The following is a 17,881-nucleotide window of genomic DNA, read 5'->3' as shown; positions in this document are numbered from 1 at the left end:
TATTAAGATTTTAATATTTATATACAATGTCATCAAACAAAAAATACTGGAAAAGTGTTGAAGAACTAGAGAATAGTTCTATTGTTGAGGCGCTTAGAAATAACGAATTTGTTGAAGAAATTCCTACTGAAGAATTCTTAGGAAATGCAGATGCTTTAGCTTCATCTGGAACTTCACGTCGTGACTTTTTAAAGTACGTAGGATTTAGTACTGCAGCGGTTACGCTTGCTGCCTGCGAAGGTCCTGTTCACAAGTCTATACCATATGTTTTACAACCAGAACAAATCATTCCTGGTGTTGCAGATTATTATGCAACTACTGTTTTTGATGGTTTTGATTTTGCTAACTTATTAGTAAAAACTCGTGAGGGTCGTCCAATTAAAATTGATAACAATACTATTTCTGGATCTAAGTTTTCAGCCAATGCTAGAATTCATGCGTCTATCCTGTCATTGTATGACAGTATGCGTTTGAAAGAGCCTAAATTGGACGGAAAAAATGGTAGCTGGTCTGCTGTTGATTTGAGAATAAAATCAAGTCTTGCTGAAGCAAAAGCAAAAGGCGGACAAGTGGTATTGTTGACAAATACTTTGGCGAGTCCATCTACTGAAAAATTAATTGGTGAATTCATTGCTAAAAATCCTAATGCAAAACATGTTGTTTATGATGCAGTTTCTTCATCAGAAGCGTTGGATGCATTCGAAACAGTTTACGGAGAAAGAGCGCTTGTTGATTATGATTTTTCAAAAGCTTCTTTAATCGTTTCTGTTGGTGCTGATTTCTTAGGAGACTGGCAAGGTGGTGGATATGATTCAGGATATGCTCAGGGAAGAATTCCTGCCGGGCCTACTGGATCTAAGAAAATGTCTCGTCACTTTCAGTTAGAATCAAACATGACATTGTCTGGAGCTGCTGCTGATAAGCGTATTCCTATGAGTAGTGCTGATCAAAAACAAGCTTTAGTTCAAATTTATAATATAATTACAGGATCTTCTGTAGCTAATTCTTTAGATGCTAAGTTTAAACCAGAAGTAGTTAAAGCTGCTCAACAGTTAAAACTTGCTGGTGCTAAAGGAGTATTAGTTTCAGGTCTTGAAGATAAAAATGCTCAATTATTAGTTTTAGCGATCAATCAGGTATTGGCGAGTGAAGCTTTTAATACTGCAGGTACAAGACAAATTAGAAAAGGATCTAATGCGGTTGTGACTCAATTGGTAAAAGATATGAATGCTGGAAGTGTTCATACTTTAATCATGAGCGGAATTAATCCGGTTTATACTTTAGCTGATTCAGCTTCTTTTGTATCTGGATTGAAAAAAGTAAAAACGTCAGTTGCGTTTTCTTTAAAAGAAGATGAAACTGCATCTATAACTACAATTGCTGCTCCGGCACCTCATTATTTAGAGGCTTGGGGAGATGTTGTAATTACAAAAGGAACTTATAGTTTGACTCAGCCAACTATTCGTCCTATCTTTAACACAAAACAATTTCAAGACGTTTTATTATCATTAAACGGAACTCCTGGAAATTTCTATGATTATATCAAAGCTAATTCAGCTTCAATTATCGTAGGTTCATCTTGGAACAAAGTTTTACATGATGGTGTTTTTGTTATTGGTTCATCTGCTTTATCTGCTGGATCTGTTGATTATGCTGCTGCTGCAAGTGCTGTTGCAAAATCAAAATCTGCTGGAGATTTCGAATTAGTATTGTATACTAAAACAGGTATGGGTGACGGTCAACAAGCAAACAATCCTTGGTTGCAAGAGTTTCCTGATCCAATCACAAGAGTTTCTTGGGATAACTATGTTACAGTTTCGAATGCTGATGCTAAAAAATATAACTTATCAAATGAAATTGTTGCAAACGGAGGTTTAAACGGAAGTTATGCTACAATTACTACTGCTGATGGTTTAAAATTAGAGAACGTTCCTGTAATTGTGCAGCCAGGACAAGCTGTTGGTACAGTTGGTTTAGCATTAGGTTACGGTCGTAAGGCTGCTTTAAAAGAAGAAATGGTAGTAGGTTTAAATGCTTACTCATTATATAAAAACTTCAATAGTGTTCAATCTGTTACTATTGCGAAAGCAAATGGTGTTCATGAGTTTGCTTGTGTTCAGGGACAGAAAACATTAATGGGTAGAGGAGATATTATTAAAGAAACTTCTCTTGAGATTTTTAATACTAAAGATGCTGAACACTGGAACGAACAACCAATGGTATCTTTAGATCACGAAGAAGTAAAAGCTACAACTGTTGATTTGTGGGAATCATTTGATCGTACTACAGGACATCACTTTAACCTTTCTATTGACTTAAACGCTTGTACAGGTTGTGGAGCATGTGTTATTGCTTGTCACGCGGAAAACAACGTGCCAGTTGTAGGTAAAGCAGAGGTAAGAAGAAGTCGTGATATGCACTGGTTGCGTATTGACAGATATTACTCTTCTGAAAGTACTTTTGAAGGAGATAACGAAAGAAAAGATAATATAGCTGGTTTATCTAGTTCATTGTCTACATTTAACGAAATGGAAAAACCTGGAGATAATCCACAAGTTTCTTTCCAACCAGTAATGTGTCAACACTGTAATCACGCACCATGTGAGACAGTTTGTCCGGTTGCTGCAACATCTCACGGTCGTGAAGGTCAAAACCACATGGCATACAACAGATGTGTTGGTACTCGTTATTGTGCAAACAACTGTCCGTATAAAGTACGTCGTTTCAACTGGTTCTTGTACAACAAAAACAGTGAATTCGATTACCACATGAATGATGATTTAGGTCGTATGGTATTAAACCCAGACGTAAACGTTCGTTCTCGTGGAGTTATGGAAAAATGTTCTATGTGTATTCAAATGACACAGGCGACTAAATTGAAAGCAAAAAATGAAGGTCGTCCGGTTGCTGATGGAGAATTCCAAACAGCTTGTTCAAATGCTTGTTCTTCTGGAGCAATGATATTTGGTGATGTTAATGATGCTGAAAGTAAAGTTGCTAAATTGGCGGCTGATGATAGATCATACCACTTATTAGAGCATGTTGGAACAAAACCTAATGTGGTTTACCATGTTAAAGTTAGAAATACTTAGAATAAATTATTAATTAAGAAACATATAAAGGATTATGTCGTCTCACTACGAAGCACCCATTAGAAAACCTTTAGTTATAGGTGATAAATCTTATCACGATGTAACTGTAGATGTAGCTGCCCCTGTTGAAGGGCCAGCAAACAAACATTGGTGGATTGTATTTTCAATCGCATTAATAGCCTTCCTTTGGGGGTTAGGTTGTATTATTTACACCGTATCTACCGGTATTGGAACATGGGGATTAAATAAAACAGTTGGTTGGGCCTGGGATATCACGAACTTCGTTTGGTGGGTTGGTATTGGTCACGCCGGAACATTAATTTCTGCGGTATTATTACTTTTCCGTCAACGTTGGAGAATGGCAATTAACCGTTCTGCAGAAGCTATGACTATCTTCTCGGTAGTTCAGGCAGGTTTATTTCCAATTATTCACATGGGACGTCCATGGTTAGCATACTGGGTTTTACCTATTCCAAATCAATTTGGATCATTATGGGTAAACTTTAACTCACCATTGCTTTGGGACGTTTTCGCGATTTCAACCTACCTTTCAGTATCATTGGTTTTCTGGTGGACTGGTTTATTACCTGACTTTGCAATGCTACGTGATAGAGCAATAACACCTTTTAATAAACGAGTATATTCTATCCTAAGTTTTGGATGGAGTGGTAGAGCTAAAGACTGGCAGCGTTTTGAAGAAGTATCTTTAGTATTAGCTGGTTTGGCTACTCCTCTTGTACTTTCTGTACACACGATTGTATCGATGGACTTTGCTACTTCTGTAATCCCGGGATGGCATACAACAATCTTCCCTCCGTACTTCGTTGCGGGAGCGGTATTCTCAGGATTTGCAATGGTAAATACCTTGTTGATCGTTATGAGAAAAGTTTCTAACCTTGAGGCGTATATTACACTACAACATATCGAGTTAATGAACATTGTAATTATGATTACAGGTTCTATCGTAGGGGTAGCATATATCACTGAGTTATTCGTAGCTTGGTATTCAGGTGTAGAATATGAGCAATATGCGTTCTTGAACAGAGCTACCGGACCTTACTGGTGGGCATATTGGTCGATGATGACTTGTAACGTTTTCTCTCCACAATTTATGTGGTTCAAGAAATTAAGAACAAGTATCATGTTTTCATTTATTATTTCGATTGTAGTAAACATCGGAATGTGGTTTGAAAGATTCGTAATTATTGTTACTTCTTTACATAGAGATTACCTTCCATCTTCTTGGACAATGTTCTCACCAACATTTGTTGATATTGGAATTTTCATCGGAACGATTGGTTTCTTCTTCGTATTGTTTTTATTATACTCTAGAACATTCCCTGTAATTGCTCAGGCAGAGGTTAAAACAATTTTGAAAGGAACAGGAGATAATTACATTAGAGAAAGAGCAAATAAAGATACACATCATGAGTAATAAAGTAATATACGCCATTTATAATGACGATGATATTTTGATGGATGCAGTAAAGAAAACCAGAGCTGCTCATCATCATATTGAAGAGGTTTTTACTCCATTCCCAGTTCACGGATTGGATAAAGCTATGGGTTTAGCACCAACAAGATTAGCAATTTGTGCTTTCTTATACGGATGTGTTGGTATTTCTGTTGCAACAACCATGATGAGTTATATCATGATTCATGACTGGCCACAAGATATTGGAGGTAAACCAAGTTTTAGCTTCATTCAGAACATGCCAGCATTTGTTCCGATTATGTTTGAAATGACAGTATTTTTTGCTGCTCACTTAATGGTTATTACTTTTTATATGAGAAGTAGATTATGGCCATTCAAACAAGCTGAGAATCCTGATGTAAGAACAACAGATGACCATTTTTTAATGGAAGTTGCCGTAAATGATAACGAAGCAGAACTAGTTTCTTTCTTTGAAGGTACAGGAGCTGTTGAAGTTAAAGTAATTGAAAAGAATTAATTGTAGCTATGAAAAGGATATATAAAATAACACTTTTAGTTGGTATAACTATTTTAGTTTCATCATGCCACAATACTTCGGCACCAAACTATCAGTATTTCCCTAATATGTATGAATCTTTGGCATATGAGCCATATTCGGAGGCAAAAATATTTAAGGGTGGAAAAGAAGGACAACTTCCTGCAGAAGGAAGTATCAATAGAGGTTTTGAGCCTTATGAATATGAAAATTCAACTGCTGGTTATGAATTGGCTAAAGCTAATTTAAAATCACCTTTGGATTCTATCGAAAGAAATTCCGGAAAAGGAAAAGAACTTTTCGAAATTTACTGTATCAGTTGTCATGGTGCAACTGGAAACGGTAAAGGTAAATTGGTTGAAAGAGAAAAATTTCTTGGAGTACCTAGCTATAAAGACAGAGAAATCACTGAAGGAAGTATCTTTCACGTTGAAACTTATGGTTTAAATGCAATGGGTTCACATGCAAATCAATTAAGTGCCCACGAACGTTGGTTAGTTGCTGACTATGTTCTAAAACTAAAAAGCCAATTATAATTGTTGAACAAACTGATCGTAATAGATATGTATACATTTTCAAGTAAATTAAAAACTTTTTCTATCATCCTAATGGCCCTTGGTATATTAGGAATTGGATATGGTTTTTTAACTGCTCCTAAAGATATTCAAGAAGTTGAGAAAATTCTAGCTGCAGACGCACATGGATCTCATGGTGCTGCACATGAAGCAACAGCAGAAACTTCACATCAAGAAGCCGGACATCACGAAGCTGCTGAAGCTTCACATGATTCGCACAAAGGTGGCGAGCATGCAAAGGTTAACGCTACTGATGAGCACGAAAAACATTTAACACATGTATTGCACCAATTGCAAAATAAGCCTTGGTCAGCTTTATATGTTGCATGTATTTTCTTCTTGCTTCTTTCTATGGGAACTTTAGCATTTTATGCTATTCAACAAGTTGCTCAGGCAGGTTGGTCTCCGGTTTTGTTTAGAGTTATGCAGGGAATAACAGCTTATTTACCAATAGGTTCTCTTATTTTCTTTATTATTTTAATTCTTTGTGGATTACACTTTAATCACATATTTGTATGGTTAGGTGAAGGTGTTACGGATCCAACAAGTGCAAACTATGATAAAATTATTGCAGGAAAAGCAGGTTATTTAAACTTTACTTTCTGGATTATTAGAGCTGCTATCTTTTTAGTAGGATGGAATTTGTACCGTTACCAATCTAGAAAAAATTGTTTAGCTCAGGATGAAGCAAATGATGATCTATACTACAAAAAGAACTTTAAGTTAACCGCTGGTTTTTTAGTATTCTTTATCGTTTCTGAGTCTATCATGTCTTGGGACTGGATTATGTCAATCGATCCACACTGGTTCAGTACTTTATTTGGATGGTATGTATTCGCATCTTTCTTTGTAAGTGGTATTACTGCAATCGCATTAGTTACTGTATATTTAAAATCTAAAGGATATTTAGAATATGTAAATACAAGCCATATTCACGATTTAGCAAAATTTATGTTTGGTATCAGTGTTTTCTGGACTTATTTATGGTTCTCTCAATTCATGTTAATATGGTATGCTAATATTCCTGAAGAGGTAACATATTTCGTAACAAGAATTCAATTATACAATCTGCCATTCTTTGGTGCTGTAGTTATGAACTTTGTGTTCCCATTATTAATATTAATCAATACAGACTTTAAACGTCTTAGCTGGGTAATTGTAATGGCTGGTGTTGTTATCTTACTAGGTCACTATGTAGATTTCTTTAATATGATTATGCCTGGTACAGTTGGCGATAAATGGTTTATTGGAGTTTCTGAAATTGCATCTATACTTTTCTTCTTAGGTTTGTTTATTTTTGTAGTGTTTACTGCATTAACTAAAGCTCCTTTGTTAGCAAAAAGAAATCCTTTCATTGAAGAAAGTAAACATTTTCATTATTAATATTTAAAGAAGTAAACAGATGACAAGTTTGTTGGTAATTATAGTTTTAGTTTTATTAGCAGTTGCATTATGGCAATTGACCAAGATATTTGATCTTACTCAAGTGGGATCTTCTTCGGACGATTCTCAAGTTGCATCAGATAATGATAATAATATTCAGGGATATGTTATGTTTGGCTTTTTGGCTTTCATATATATATTTACAATTTACGGTTTACTTAAATGGGGTAATTTAGCACTTCATACTCCTGCTTCTGAGCATGGGCTTTTGGTAGATAACTTAATGAATATTACCTGGGTTTTAATTTTTGTAGTGCAATTTATTACACAAGGTTTATTGTACTGGTTTTCTTTTAAAAATAGAGGACACAAAGATAAAAAAGCATTATTCTTTGCTGATAGTAATAAATTAGAGGCAATTTGGAGTATTATTCCATCTGTAGTTTTGGCTTGTTTAATTCTTTACGGATTATATGCTTGGAACAATATCATGTTCGTTGACAAAGATGAGGACGTAATCGAAATCGAATTATATGCACAACAGTTCAAATGGACTGCAAGATATGCCGGTAATGATAATGTTTTAGGAAAAGCTAACGTTCGTTTGATCGAAGGTATCAATACTTTAGGTGTTGATATGTCTGATAAAAACTCGGCTGATGATATTGTAGTTTCTGAATTGCATATTCCAAAAGGTAAAAAAGTACATTTCAAAATGCGTTCTCAAGACGTATTACACTCAGCTTACATGCCTCACTTTAGAGCGCAAATGAACTGTGTTCCTGGAATGGTTACTGAGTTTGCTTTTATTCCAACTTATACAACTGCTGAATACAGAGAGTTGCCTTTTATGGTGGAGAAAGTTGCAAACATCAACAAACTTAGAGCTGAAAAAAGCGTTGAGTTAGTTGCTAAAGGTGGTACAGCTTTAGATCCTTATACATTTGATTATTTATTATTATGTAATAAAATTTGTGGAGCTTCTCACTACAACATGCAAATGAAAGTGGTTGTTGATACTCCGGAAGATTATAAAAAATGGTTAAGCGAAAAAACTACTTTAGCTCAGGATATTAAAGCGGCAGCAGCTGCTAAAGCACCGGCTGAAGGAGCAAAAGCGACTACAGATAGTACCGCTAAAGATACTGTTAAAACGGTAATTGATACTGTTAAAGCAGCTATAGCTAAAGTTGCTATGAAATAATATTTATTAAGAAAATTTAAAGTACACATATATGTCAGCAGAAGCGCACGGTCACGATCACGGACACGATCACGAGCACGAACATCATCATAAAGAAACGTTCATTACTAAATATATTTTTAGTATTGATCATAAAATGATTGCTAAGCAATACTTAATAACCGGTATTATCATGGGTATTATTGGTATTGCAATGTCCTTGCTTTTTAGAATGCAATTAGCATGGCCAGAGGAGTCTTTTAAAATCTTTAATGTTTTATTAGGAGATAAATTTGCACCTGATGGTGTGATGGCAAATGATATTTATTTGGCTTTAGTTACAATTCACGGTACCATCATGGTATTCTTTGTACTAACGGCTGGTTTAAGTGGTACTTTTAGTAACTTACTTATTCCACTTCAAATTGGAGCAAGAGATATGGCCTCTGGATTCATGAACATGATTTCATACTGGTTGTTTTTCTTGTCTGCTGTAATTATGTTATCTTCTTTATTTGTTGAGGCTGGACCAGCTTCTGCGGGTTGGACAATTTATCCTCCATTAAGTGCTTTACCACAAGCGATTCCGGGTTCTGGAACAGGTATGACTTTATGGTTAGTTTCTATGGCTATCTTTATTGCATCTTCATTAATGGGATCTTTAAATTACATTGTAACTGTTATCAACTTAAGAACAAAAGGAATGTCTATGACTAGACTTCCACTTACAATCTGGACATTTTTCGTAACAGCTATTATTGGTGTTATTTCTTTCCCTGTATTGTTATCTGCAGCTTTATTATTGATTTTTGACAGAAGTTTTGGTACATCATTCTTCTTATCTGATATCTATATCGCAGGAGAAGTTTTACATTACCAAGGAGGTTCTCCAGTACTATTTGAACACTTATTCTGGTTCTTAGGACACCCTGAGGTTTATATCGTAATCTTACCAGCAATGGGTCTTGTTTCTGAAATTATGGCTACGAACTCTCGTAAACCAATCTTCGGATACAGAGCGATGATTATGTCAGTTCTTGCAATTGCATTTTTATCTACAATTGTTTGGGGTCACCACATGTTTATTTCAGGTATGAATCCTTTCTTAGGATCTGTATTTACCTTTACTACTTTATTGATTGCAATTCCATCTGCTGTAAAAGCGTTCAACTGGATTACAACTTTATGGAAAGGTAACCTACAATTCAACCCTGCAATGTTATTCTCTATCGGAATGGTTTCTACTTTCATCACTGGAGGTTTAACCGGAATCATCTTAGGAGATAGTACCTTAGATATTAACGTTCACGATACTTACTTTGTAATTGCTCACTTTCACTTAGTAATGGGTATCTCTGCACTTTACGGAATGTTTGCTGGTATTTACCACTGGTTCCCTAAAATGTACGGAAGAATGTTAAACAAAAACTTAGGTTATATTCACTTTTGGGTAACAGCAGTTTGTGCTTACGGAGTTTTCTTTCCAATGCACTTTATCGGATTAGCTGGTTTACCAAGACGTTATTATACAAACACAAACTTCCCATTATTTGATGATTTACAAAATGTGAATGTTTTAATTACGACATTTGCTCTTGTAGGAGGTGCGTTCCAATTAGTATTCTTGTACAACTTCTTTAGTAGTATTTTCTATGGTAAGAAAGCAGTTCAGAATCCATGGAAATCGACAACATTAGAGTGGACTACTCCGGTAGAACATATTCACGGTAACTGGCCAGGTGAAATTCCTCACGTATACCGTTGGCCATATGACTACAGTAACCCAAATCACGATGTAGATTTTGTTCCTCAAAATGTACCAATGAAAGAAGGTGAAGAAGTTTTACACCACTAAAAATATTTAAAAAAAGACCATCTGAAAAGATGGTCTTTTTTATTTTTATAAATTCCAATATTTTAAATTCCAAATTCCAATATTTTAAATTCCAAATTCCAAACGTGTTTAGCATTGTATTAGAGTTTGGGATTTTAATTGAATGATGTTGAAGTTTTTCTTCTCTATATTAACGGAAAAGTGTTTGTCATCATGTTGGAATTTGGAATTTAAAATATTGGAATTTGATCCCATAACGGTAGGGTTTTATTTGGGAGTTAATCTATTTTACAAACTGATTACTTTGTCTATCTTTGTAAAATGAATGAGAACCTAGATCCCACTACAAATGGGTACAATCCAGAAGAATTAGATCTTGAAAAAAGATTACGTCCGCTGTCATTTGATGATTTCGCCGGACAAGATCAAGTTTTAGAGAATTTAAAAGTTTTTGTTGCTGCAGCCAATCAACGTGGTGAAGCACTTGATCATACACTTTTTCATGGACCTCCCGGATTAGGTAAAACTACTTTGGCTAATATTTTGGCCAATGAACTTGAAGTAGGAATCAAAATTACCTCAGGTCCTGTTTTAGATAAGCCTGGTGATTTAGCAGGTCTTTTGACTAATCTTGATGAAAGAGATGTTCTGTTCATTGATGAAATTCATCGTTTAAGTCCAATTGTCGAAGAATATTTATATTCGGCAATGGAAGATTTTAAAATTGATATTATGATCGAGTCTGGCCCAAATGCCAGAACGGTACAAATCAATTTGAATCCTTTTACTTTAATTGGTGCTACAACTCGTTCAGGATTATTAACTGCGCCAATGCGTGCCCGTTTCGGGATTTCATCACGATTACAATATTATACTACAGAACTTTTGACCAGTATTGTCGAAAGAAGTTCTTCTATACTTAGAATGCCAATCTCCTTAGATGCTGCTATAGAAATAGCCGGTAGAAGTCGTGGAACTCCTCGTATAGCCAATGCATTGTTGCGTAGAGTACGTGATTTTGCACAAATAAAAGGAAACGGAACTATCGATCTTGAAATTGCACGTTATGCTTTGAAAGCGCTTAATGTTGATGCTCACGGATTGGATGAAATGGATAATAAGATCTTATTGACCATCATTAATAAATTTAAAGGTGGACCTGTTGGACTTTCAACTCTGGCAACAGCCGTATCTGAAAGTAGTGAAACTATTGAAGAGGTTTATGAACCGTTCCTGATTCAGGAAGGATTTATCATGCGTACACCACGTGGTCGTGAAGTAACAGATAAAGCCTATAAGCATTTAGGGAAATTAAACACTAACATTCAGGGCGGATTGTTTTAATTATAATCAAAATGTCTGAAAATAGAAAATATAATTACCCGAACAGGCTTTCGATATTGAGATTCTTTCTGGATGTAGAAGGAGTGCGTAAAAATCCAATTCCTTTTCATAAAAGATATTTTGATCAGTTTGGAGATTCCTTTTCTCTTAAAATTGGTATTTCTAAACATATCATCTTGTCAAGAGATAATGTGATTGCTGAATATATTTTACAGAAGAATCAAAAGAATTATCATAAATCTAAATTTCAATCGGTATACCTTTCAAAGTATTTAGGAAAGGGACTTTTGACTGTTGATGGAGATTTTTGGCTGAAGCAAAGAAGGCTAATTCAACCTGCTTTTCATAAGCAGAAGATGAATCAGTTGGTTGAAAACATGAATCAGACTATTGCTTCAGAATTAAAAGATTTAGTGGAAGACAAATCAATTGATCTTTTTCCTGTAATGAGTCAGTTAGCTTTTAATGTGGTAGCGAAGTCATTGTTCCAGCTTTCAATTTCAGAAGAAAAATTAAATAGAATAAAATTTATTATCGAAGAAGTCCAGAATTTTTTAATAAAAGAAATTAGACTTCCGCATAAAGCATGGTGGTTTTCGTTAAGCGGCCAAGTAAAAAAACATCTGGAACTTGCTGAAGAAAATAATAGCATAATTAAGGAAATTATTGAGCAAAGAATGACTTCGAAAGAAGAAATTAATGACTTGCTCAATATGCTGCTTGAAACCCGATATGAAGATACAGGCGAAGGAATGAGCGTGAGTCAGTTAGTCGATGAAATTAAAGTTTTGTTTATTGCCGGACATGAAACCACAGCAAATGCCTTGACTTTTACGCTGCATCTTTTAGCGAGAAATCCTGACATACAGCAAAAAGTTTTTGATGAGATTAGCGAAATAGAATCTCAAACAAATGATCTTGTTGAGCAGTTACAGAAAATGACGTATACTAATGCCGTTTTAAACGAATCAATGCGTTTGTATCCGCCTGCATGGATTACCGATCGACAAAATGTTACCGATGATACACTTGCCGGTTATCATATAAAAAAAGAAACTTTAATTGGAGTTTCTTTCTACGAACTGCATCGAAATCCAAAATACTGGACAAATCCGGAAGAGTTTGATCCGGAACGATTTCTTGGAGAGCAGAAAAAACTTTCCATGCAATATTTTTACCCGTTTGGTGCCGGACCCAGAATGTGTATCGGAGCGGGATTTGCTATTTATGAAATGTGTTTGACTATTGCTCAAATTGTAAAAAAATATGAGATTAAATCCAATACAGATACCCTTCAGTTTAATCCTTTAATTACATTAAAACCAGTTGGAGTAGAAGTTTCATTCTCGAAAAGATGAGCATTAATGCAAAAGAGACATATTCGAATTTTATAAAATCAGAAGCAAAACGCCTCGGTTTTCTTTCTTGCGGAATTTCCAAAGCCGGATTTCTGGAAGAAGAAGCACCACGTCTCGAAAAATGGCTCAATAATAATCATCATGGCCAAATGTCCTATATGGAGAATTATTTTGACAAGCGTTTAGATCCAACTTTGTTAGTAGATGATGCAAAAAGCGTGGTATCGCTTTTGCTAAATTATTATCCCGAAGAAACCCAAAGTCAGGATAGTTTTAAAATCTCGAAGTATGCTTATGGTCAGGATTATCATTTTGTAATCAAAGAAAAACTAAAAGAATTTTTACATTCTATTCAGGAAAATATAGGTGATGTTTCCGGTCGTGCTTTTGTGGATTCGGCGCCTGTTTTAGATCGTGCCTGGGCGGCTAAAAGTGGCTTGGGATGGATTGGTAAAAGTGGTAATCTGCTGACTCAAAAAGTAGGTTCTTTTTATTTTATTGCAGAACTTATTCTCGATTTAGATTTAGAATATGATCATGCTACTACAGATCATTGCGGTTCTTGTACTGCCTGTATTGATGCTTGTCCTACACAAGCCATCGTTGCTCCTCATGTAGTTGACGGAAGCAAATGCATCTCTTATTACACGATCGAACTCAAAGAAAATATTCCTTATGAAATGAAAGGAAAATTTGACGAATGGATGTTTGGTTGTGATACTTGCCAGGATGTTTGCCCCTGGAATCGGTTCTCAAAACCTCATTCAGAACCTTTATTTAATCCAAATCCGGAACTACTTTCTTTTTCCAAAAAAGACTGGATTGAGATCACGGAAGAGACCTTTCGTGCCGTTTTCAAAAACTCCCCAATCAAAAGAACCAAGTTTGATGGCTTGAAACGAAATGTAAGATTTTTAGAGTGATTTTAGAAAAGGAATATGCATTTTTCTTTCTTTTAAGCGCAATATTATTTTTTGTTTTTTCTAAAATTTGTAAGATTTTTACGTTTTTATCTTGAATTTCTTTAAAAACCGACAATACGTCAAAAAATTAAGAAATTTCACCTGTTTTATTATCGAATAGTTAAGTTTTCCGCGCTTCAAGGTTAATTTTTGTCGACAAAAAGTGTAATTCAACGTTTATCTGTGTAGTTTGTCGACTAAAGTAGTTAGTAATTAGGTGTTTGCATACTTTCGCGCCTCCAAAACTACTAATTTAACCTAAAGACATTTTTTGTGTCTTGAACGACATACATTTATGGTGCAAAAACTACTTTATTTTTGTGAATATCCTGAAAATACTTTTCTAGGATTTTCAAAATCCATTTCCTTTATTTTATCGTATCTGCTTCAAATGCTGAAAACCGAATTTGGTTCTTCTGCTTTCAATATTTCTATTCTTAAATTCACAGTTGTCTATGCGTAACTTTACTCTTAGTCAGTCTAAACTTCTTAGACTAATTTCTCTTGTTTTATTATTATCATCTATATCTTCGTTTGCACAGGTTTGTGGAACACCGGGTGTTGATGGTCCTGTTACGGTAAAAAGTTCTATAAATACTTATTATCCTATCAATGGAGATATTACTTTAAATTCTGGAGCTCAGGCAATTTCGTTGGCTGCATCACCAGGATCTGATGGCAAAGGAAATAATTTTGGTACTATTCCGATTTCAGCTGGTGATTTAATTTTGATTATCCAGATGCAAGATGCTACAATCAATTACACTAATAGTACCAGTTACGGTTCAGGAACTACAAATAGTGGTACTGATGGTAAAGGAGGAACGGGATTTACCGATATTGGTAATACAGGTATTTTTGAATATGTTATTGCAACAAATAATGTTCCGCTGACAGGAGGTAATTTGACTTTTAAAGGTGCAAATTCAAATGGAGGTGTTGTTAATAGTTTTTATAATGCAAAAGCAATTACATCTAGAGGAAAGAGAACATTTCAAATAGTTAGAGTACCTCAGTATTCTAATTTGACTCTAAATTCAGATATAACCACTCCTCCTTTTAATGGTGTTGCCGGGGGTGTTATTGCTTTTAACGTTTCGGGCACTTTTAATTTTAATTCGTTTACGATCAATGGAACAGCAAGAGGTTTTAGAGGTGGATATAGTCCGATCGCTAATTCTGATGTCAATAATTCTACTTATTACGTAGGCCCGTCAACAGACAGTAGGATTTCCGGAAAAGGAGAAGGTATGGCGGGGACACCTCGATTCATGTGGGATGGTTTTAATCAGGTTGATAATGGAGTTGGTAATGAAGGATTGCCTGGGGGGTCTTCTGGAAGAGGAGCGCCTGCTAATGCTGGAGGGGGTGGTAATGACCACAATACCGGCGGGGGGGGCGGTGGAAATGGAGGAAATGGAGGCTTAGGTGGCGCAGGATGGCAAGGCGGTGGCGGTGATCTTCTCTCAGCTAATTTGACAGGTGGAGGAAGACCAGGTTATAAATCATATGTTACAACATCACTTTTTCCAAGACTCGTTATGGGTGGTGGTGGTGGTGCCGGTGATGCAAATAATGCCTCTTCTGGGGTAAAAGGCGGAGTTGGAGGAGCTATTATACTTATAAATGCAGGTAGTGTTCAAGGAATTGGAATAATAAATGCAAACGGTGGGGATGGTGCGCCAGGATCGTATTCTGGATCTCCGGATGGAGCTGGTGGCGGTGGTGCAGGAGGAACGGTACTTTTAAATATTTCAAGTAGTAGTACAGCTACAGCTAATATAACTATAAATGCAAAAGGTGGAAGAGGTGGAAATACAGAGAATGATAACAATAATTCTCACGGTCCAGGTGGAGGTGGAGGTGGCGGAATTATAAGTCATAACCTTCCTAGCAACGTAACCTTAACAACCAATGTAAATGCTGGATCATCAGGTAGATCTAATGCTGGTGCTGGTATTACTAATGAAGCTAAAGATGGAGAACCAGGTTATATTACAAAATTTTCAAGTACAGACGTACCTCCTAATCTTCAGGTAAATGCAAGTTGTTTTCCTGTTCTTGAGACTACTGTAAAATCGTTGTCTACTGCAAAAGCTTGTAATTCGATTGGAGAAAAAGTTTCTTATGAAATTCAGATAAAAAATACAGGAGCTGGAAATGCAGCAGGTGTCTTTTTAGATTTTAGCTTTCCAGCAGGCATTCAGTTTGACTCAGCAACAGCTACTTATTCAATTGGAACAACAGGACCTTCTGGGGCTCTGACGAATACAAGTTCAGTTAATAATCCTTTATTTGGAGGATTTAATATTGCGCAGAATGGTGTAGTTACAATAACACTAGTAGGAAAAGTTGGATCATCTATGGCTGCCGGAGTATATAGTTCTAATGCACAGGCATTATATCTTGATCCGACACGTACGGCTTCGAATACTAGAACAATAACAGCAGCTGTAAATGCTTATGGCACCGTAAATAAAAAATATGAGGGAAATAATCAAGCAGATGTTCCTGGAGTAAACTTTACAGGTACTGGTACAGCGGTCGATGATATAACGATTTTGGCTTTGCCAGCAGTTCCGACTTTTACACCAGTACAACCAACTTGTGCTACGCCAACAGGAACAATAACAGTAAATACTCCTGCCAATGGCACAGGAATAAAATATACACTAACAGGTACAAATCCGGTAACGGCGCCAGTAGATAGCACAACAGGTATTTTTTCAGGATTAGTAGCAGGTAAATATAAAGTTACTACAACTAATTCAGAGGGGTGTACTTCACTACCTACTGCAGATATTACTATTAATGCACTTGCAGGTGCACCAACTACAACAGGAGTTTCAATTTGTCAAGGTGATACTACTGGCGCAGCATTAGTAGTTACTTCTGCCTGTTCTTCTGGTACTATAGAGTGGTTTACAGTTGCCTCTGAAGGTACAGCAATTGCTACAGGATCTTCTTTTAATCCAGTAGTAGTTGCTGGATCAGGTTTAACAGATACAAATACAGCAAAGACTGTAATTTATTATGCTTCATGTTCCGGTTCTTGTAGAACAGCTACAAGTTTTGTTATTAAGCCGAAACCAACAATAACAGCAACAACACCAAATTCAAGATGTGATGCAGGAACCGTTACTTTGGGAGCTACAGCTTCATCAGGTACAATTAACTGGTATGCAGCATCAACGGGCGGTCCATCATTAGGAACAGGCTCAAGTTTTACTACACCAAGTTTATCAACAACAACTGACTATTATGTTGATGCAACAGATAATGGATGTACAACGGTAAGTAGAACACTTGTTAAAGCAACAGTAAATGCTTCACCAACAATAAACTCAACAACAGAAGGAGCTCGTTGTGATGTAGGAACAGTAACATTAAACGCTACAGCGTCTACAGGAGCTACGATCAATTGGTATGCTAATCCAACAGGAGGTGCTTCATTAGGATCAGGAGGTGCTTTTACCACACCATCTTTATCGACAACTACGACATATTATGTAGGTGCTACTACAGCTGAAGGTTGTACTACAGCATCAAGAATTGCAGTTGCTGCGGTTATAAATACTGCTTCTACTATTACATTTACTAGTGGTACACAAAACCCAACTGTATGTACAGGAATAATAATTCCTACTGCGGTTTATACTTTTGGAGGAAGTGCGATTAATGCTACTGCATCAAATTTACCAACTGGAGTAACAAGTACTGTAGATAGTGATGCAAAAACAATAACTATTTCAGGGACCCCAACAGTAAGTGGTCCTTATAAATATACGATAACAACGGTTGGGCATACATCGCCTTGTAGTGCTGTTACAATAGATGGAACTATAACAGTAAATGCACTTCCTTCTACACCAACAATTACTACAACAGCAGCTACATGTTCAGCTGATGCCAGTTCCGTAATTAATAATTATGTTTCAGGATTAACTTATACTTTTAGCCCTTCTGGTCCAACTGTATCTTCAACAGGGGCTATCAGTGGAATGACAGTTGGAACGAGTTATACTGTAATATCAAGAAATGCTAATAATTGTAATTCATCTGTAAGCGCTTCATTCAGCAATGCTGTAATGCTTGCTAAGCCTTCTACACCAACAATTACTACAACAGCAGCTACATGTTCTGCTGATGCCAGTTCCGTAATTGATAATTATGTTTCAGG

The 17,881-nt window shown here is 36.0% G+C and carries 10 protein-coding genes and 1 pseudogene; all 11 read left to right on the top strand.

The features are described from left to right. Positions 1-26 precede the first annotated feature (26 nt). The gene (locus tag GIY83_RS16665; RefSeq protein ID WP_208682559.1) at positions 27-3,092 is read left to right on the top strand and encodes a TAT-variant-translocated molybdopterin oxidoreductase; all 3,066 of its coding nucleotides are present in this window, start codon (positions 27-29) and stop codon (positions 3,090-3,092) included. 34 nt (positions 3,093-3,126) lie between these two features. Next, positions 3,127-4,527, top strand: coding sequence for an NrfD/PsrC family molybdoenzyme membrane anchor subunit (nrfD, locus tag GIY83_RS16660; RefSeq protein ID WP_055096849.1), 1,401 nt, complete (start codon positions 3,127-3,129; stop codon positions 4,525-4,527). Continuing rightward, positions 4,520-5,044 carry a DUF3341 domain-containing protein gene (locus GIY83_RS16655; RefSeq protein WP_056245298.1) on the top strand — a complete coding sequence of 175 codons (525 nt, stop codon included), beginning with the start codon at positions 4,520-4,522 and terminating at the stop codon, positions 5,042-5,044. The genes nrfD and GIY83_RS16655 overlap by 8 nt, the downstream gene beginning before the upstream one ends. Before the next feature lie 8 nt (positions 5,045-5,052). After that, positions 5,053-5,598 carry a cytochrome c gene (locus GIY83_RS16650; protein ID WP_065448004.1) on the top strand — a complete coding sequence of 182 codons (546 nt, stop codon included), beginning with the start codon at positions 5,053-5,055 and terminating at the stop codon, positions 5,596-5,598. 27 nt (positions 5,599-5,625) lie between these two features. Further along, the gene (locus GIY83_RS16645) at positions 5,626-7,020 is read left to right on the top strand and encodes a quinol:cytochrome C oxidoreductase (RefSeq protein WP_194616065.1); all 1,395 of its coding nucleotides are present in this window, start codon (positions 5,626-5,628) and stop codon (positions 7,018-7,020) included. A 19-nt stretch (positions 7,021-7,039) separates the two neighbouring features. Further along, entirely contained in the window at positions 7,040-8,224 is a 1,185-nt protein-coding gene (locus GIY83_RS16640) for a cytochrome c oxidase subunit II (RefSeq protein WP_208682557.1), read from the top strand. A gap of 31 nt (positions 8,225-8,255) precedes the next feature. Further along, complete coding sequence (locus GIY83_RS16635) at positions 8,256-10,058, top strand: cbb3-type cytochrome c oxidase subunit I (RefSeq protein ID WP_065448000.1); 1,803 nt, start codon at positions 8,256-8,258, stop codon at positions 10,056-10,058. 300 nt (positions 10,059-10,358) lie between these two features. Further along, positions 10,359-11,381, top strand: a complete 1,023-nt coding sequence (ruvB, locus tag GIY83_RS16630; RefSeq protein ID WP_065447998.1) for a Holliday junction branch migration DNA helicase RuvB — start codon at positions 10,359-10,361, stop codon at positions 11,379-11,381. 11 nt (positions 11,382-11,392) lie between these two features. Next, the gene (locus GIY83_RS16625; protein WP_208682556.1) at positions 11,393-12,739 is read left to right on the top strand and encodes a cytochrome P450; all 1,347 of its coding nucleotides are present in this window, start codon (positions 11,393-11,395) and stop codon (positions 12,737-12,739) included. Beyond that, positions 12,736-13,662, top strand: coding sequence for a tRNA epoxyqueuosine(34) reductase QueG (gene queG / locus GIY83_RS16620; RefSeq protein WP_194616068.1), 927 nt, complete (start codon positions 12,736-12,738; stop codon positions 13,660-13,662). The genes GIY83_RS16625 and queG overlap by 4 nt, the downstream gene beginning before the upstream one ends. Before the next feature lie 494 nt (positions 13,663-14,156). Beyond that, a pseudogene (locus tag GIY83_RS16615) lies at positions 14,157-17,881 on the top strand (hypothetical protein); the annotation flags it as partial.

The sequence above is a fragment of the Flavobacterium sp. SLB02 genome, assembly GCF_009664855.1.
Classification (GTDB): domain Bacteria; phylum Bacteroidota; class Bacteroidia; order Flavobacteriales; family Flavobacteriaceae; genus Flavobacterium.
Note: the sequence above shows the minus strand (reverse complement) of the source record. Positions and strands in the feature narration are given on the sequence as shown.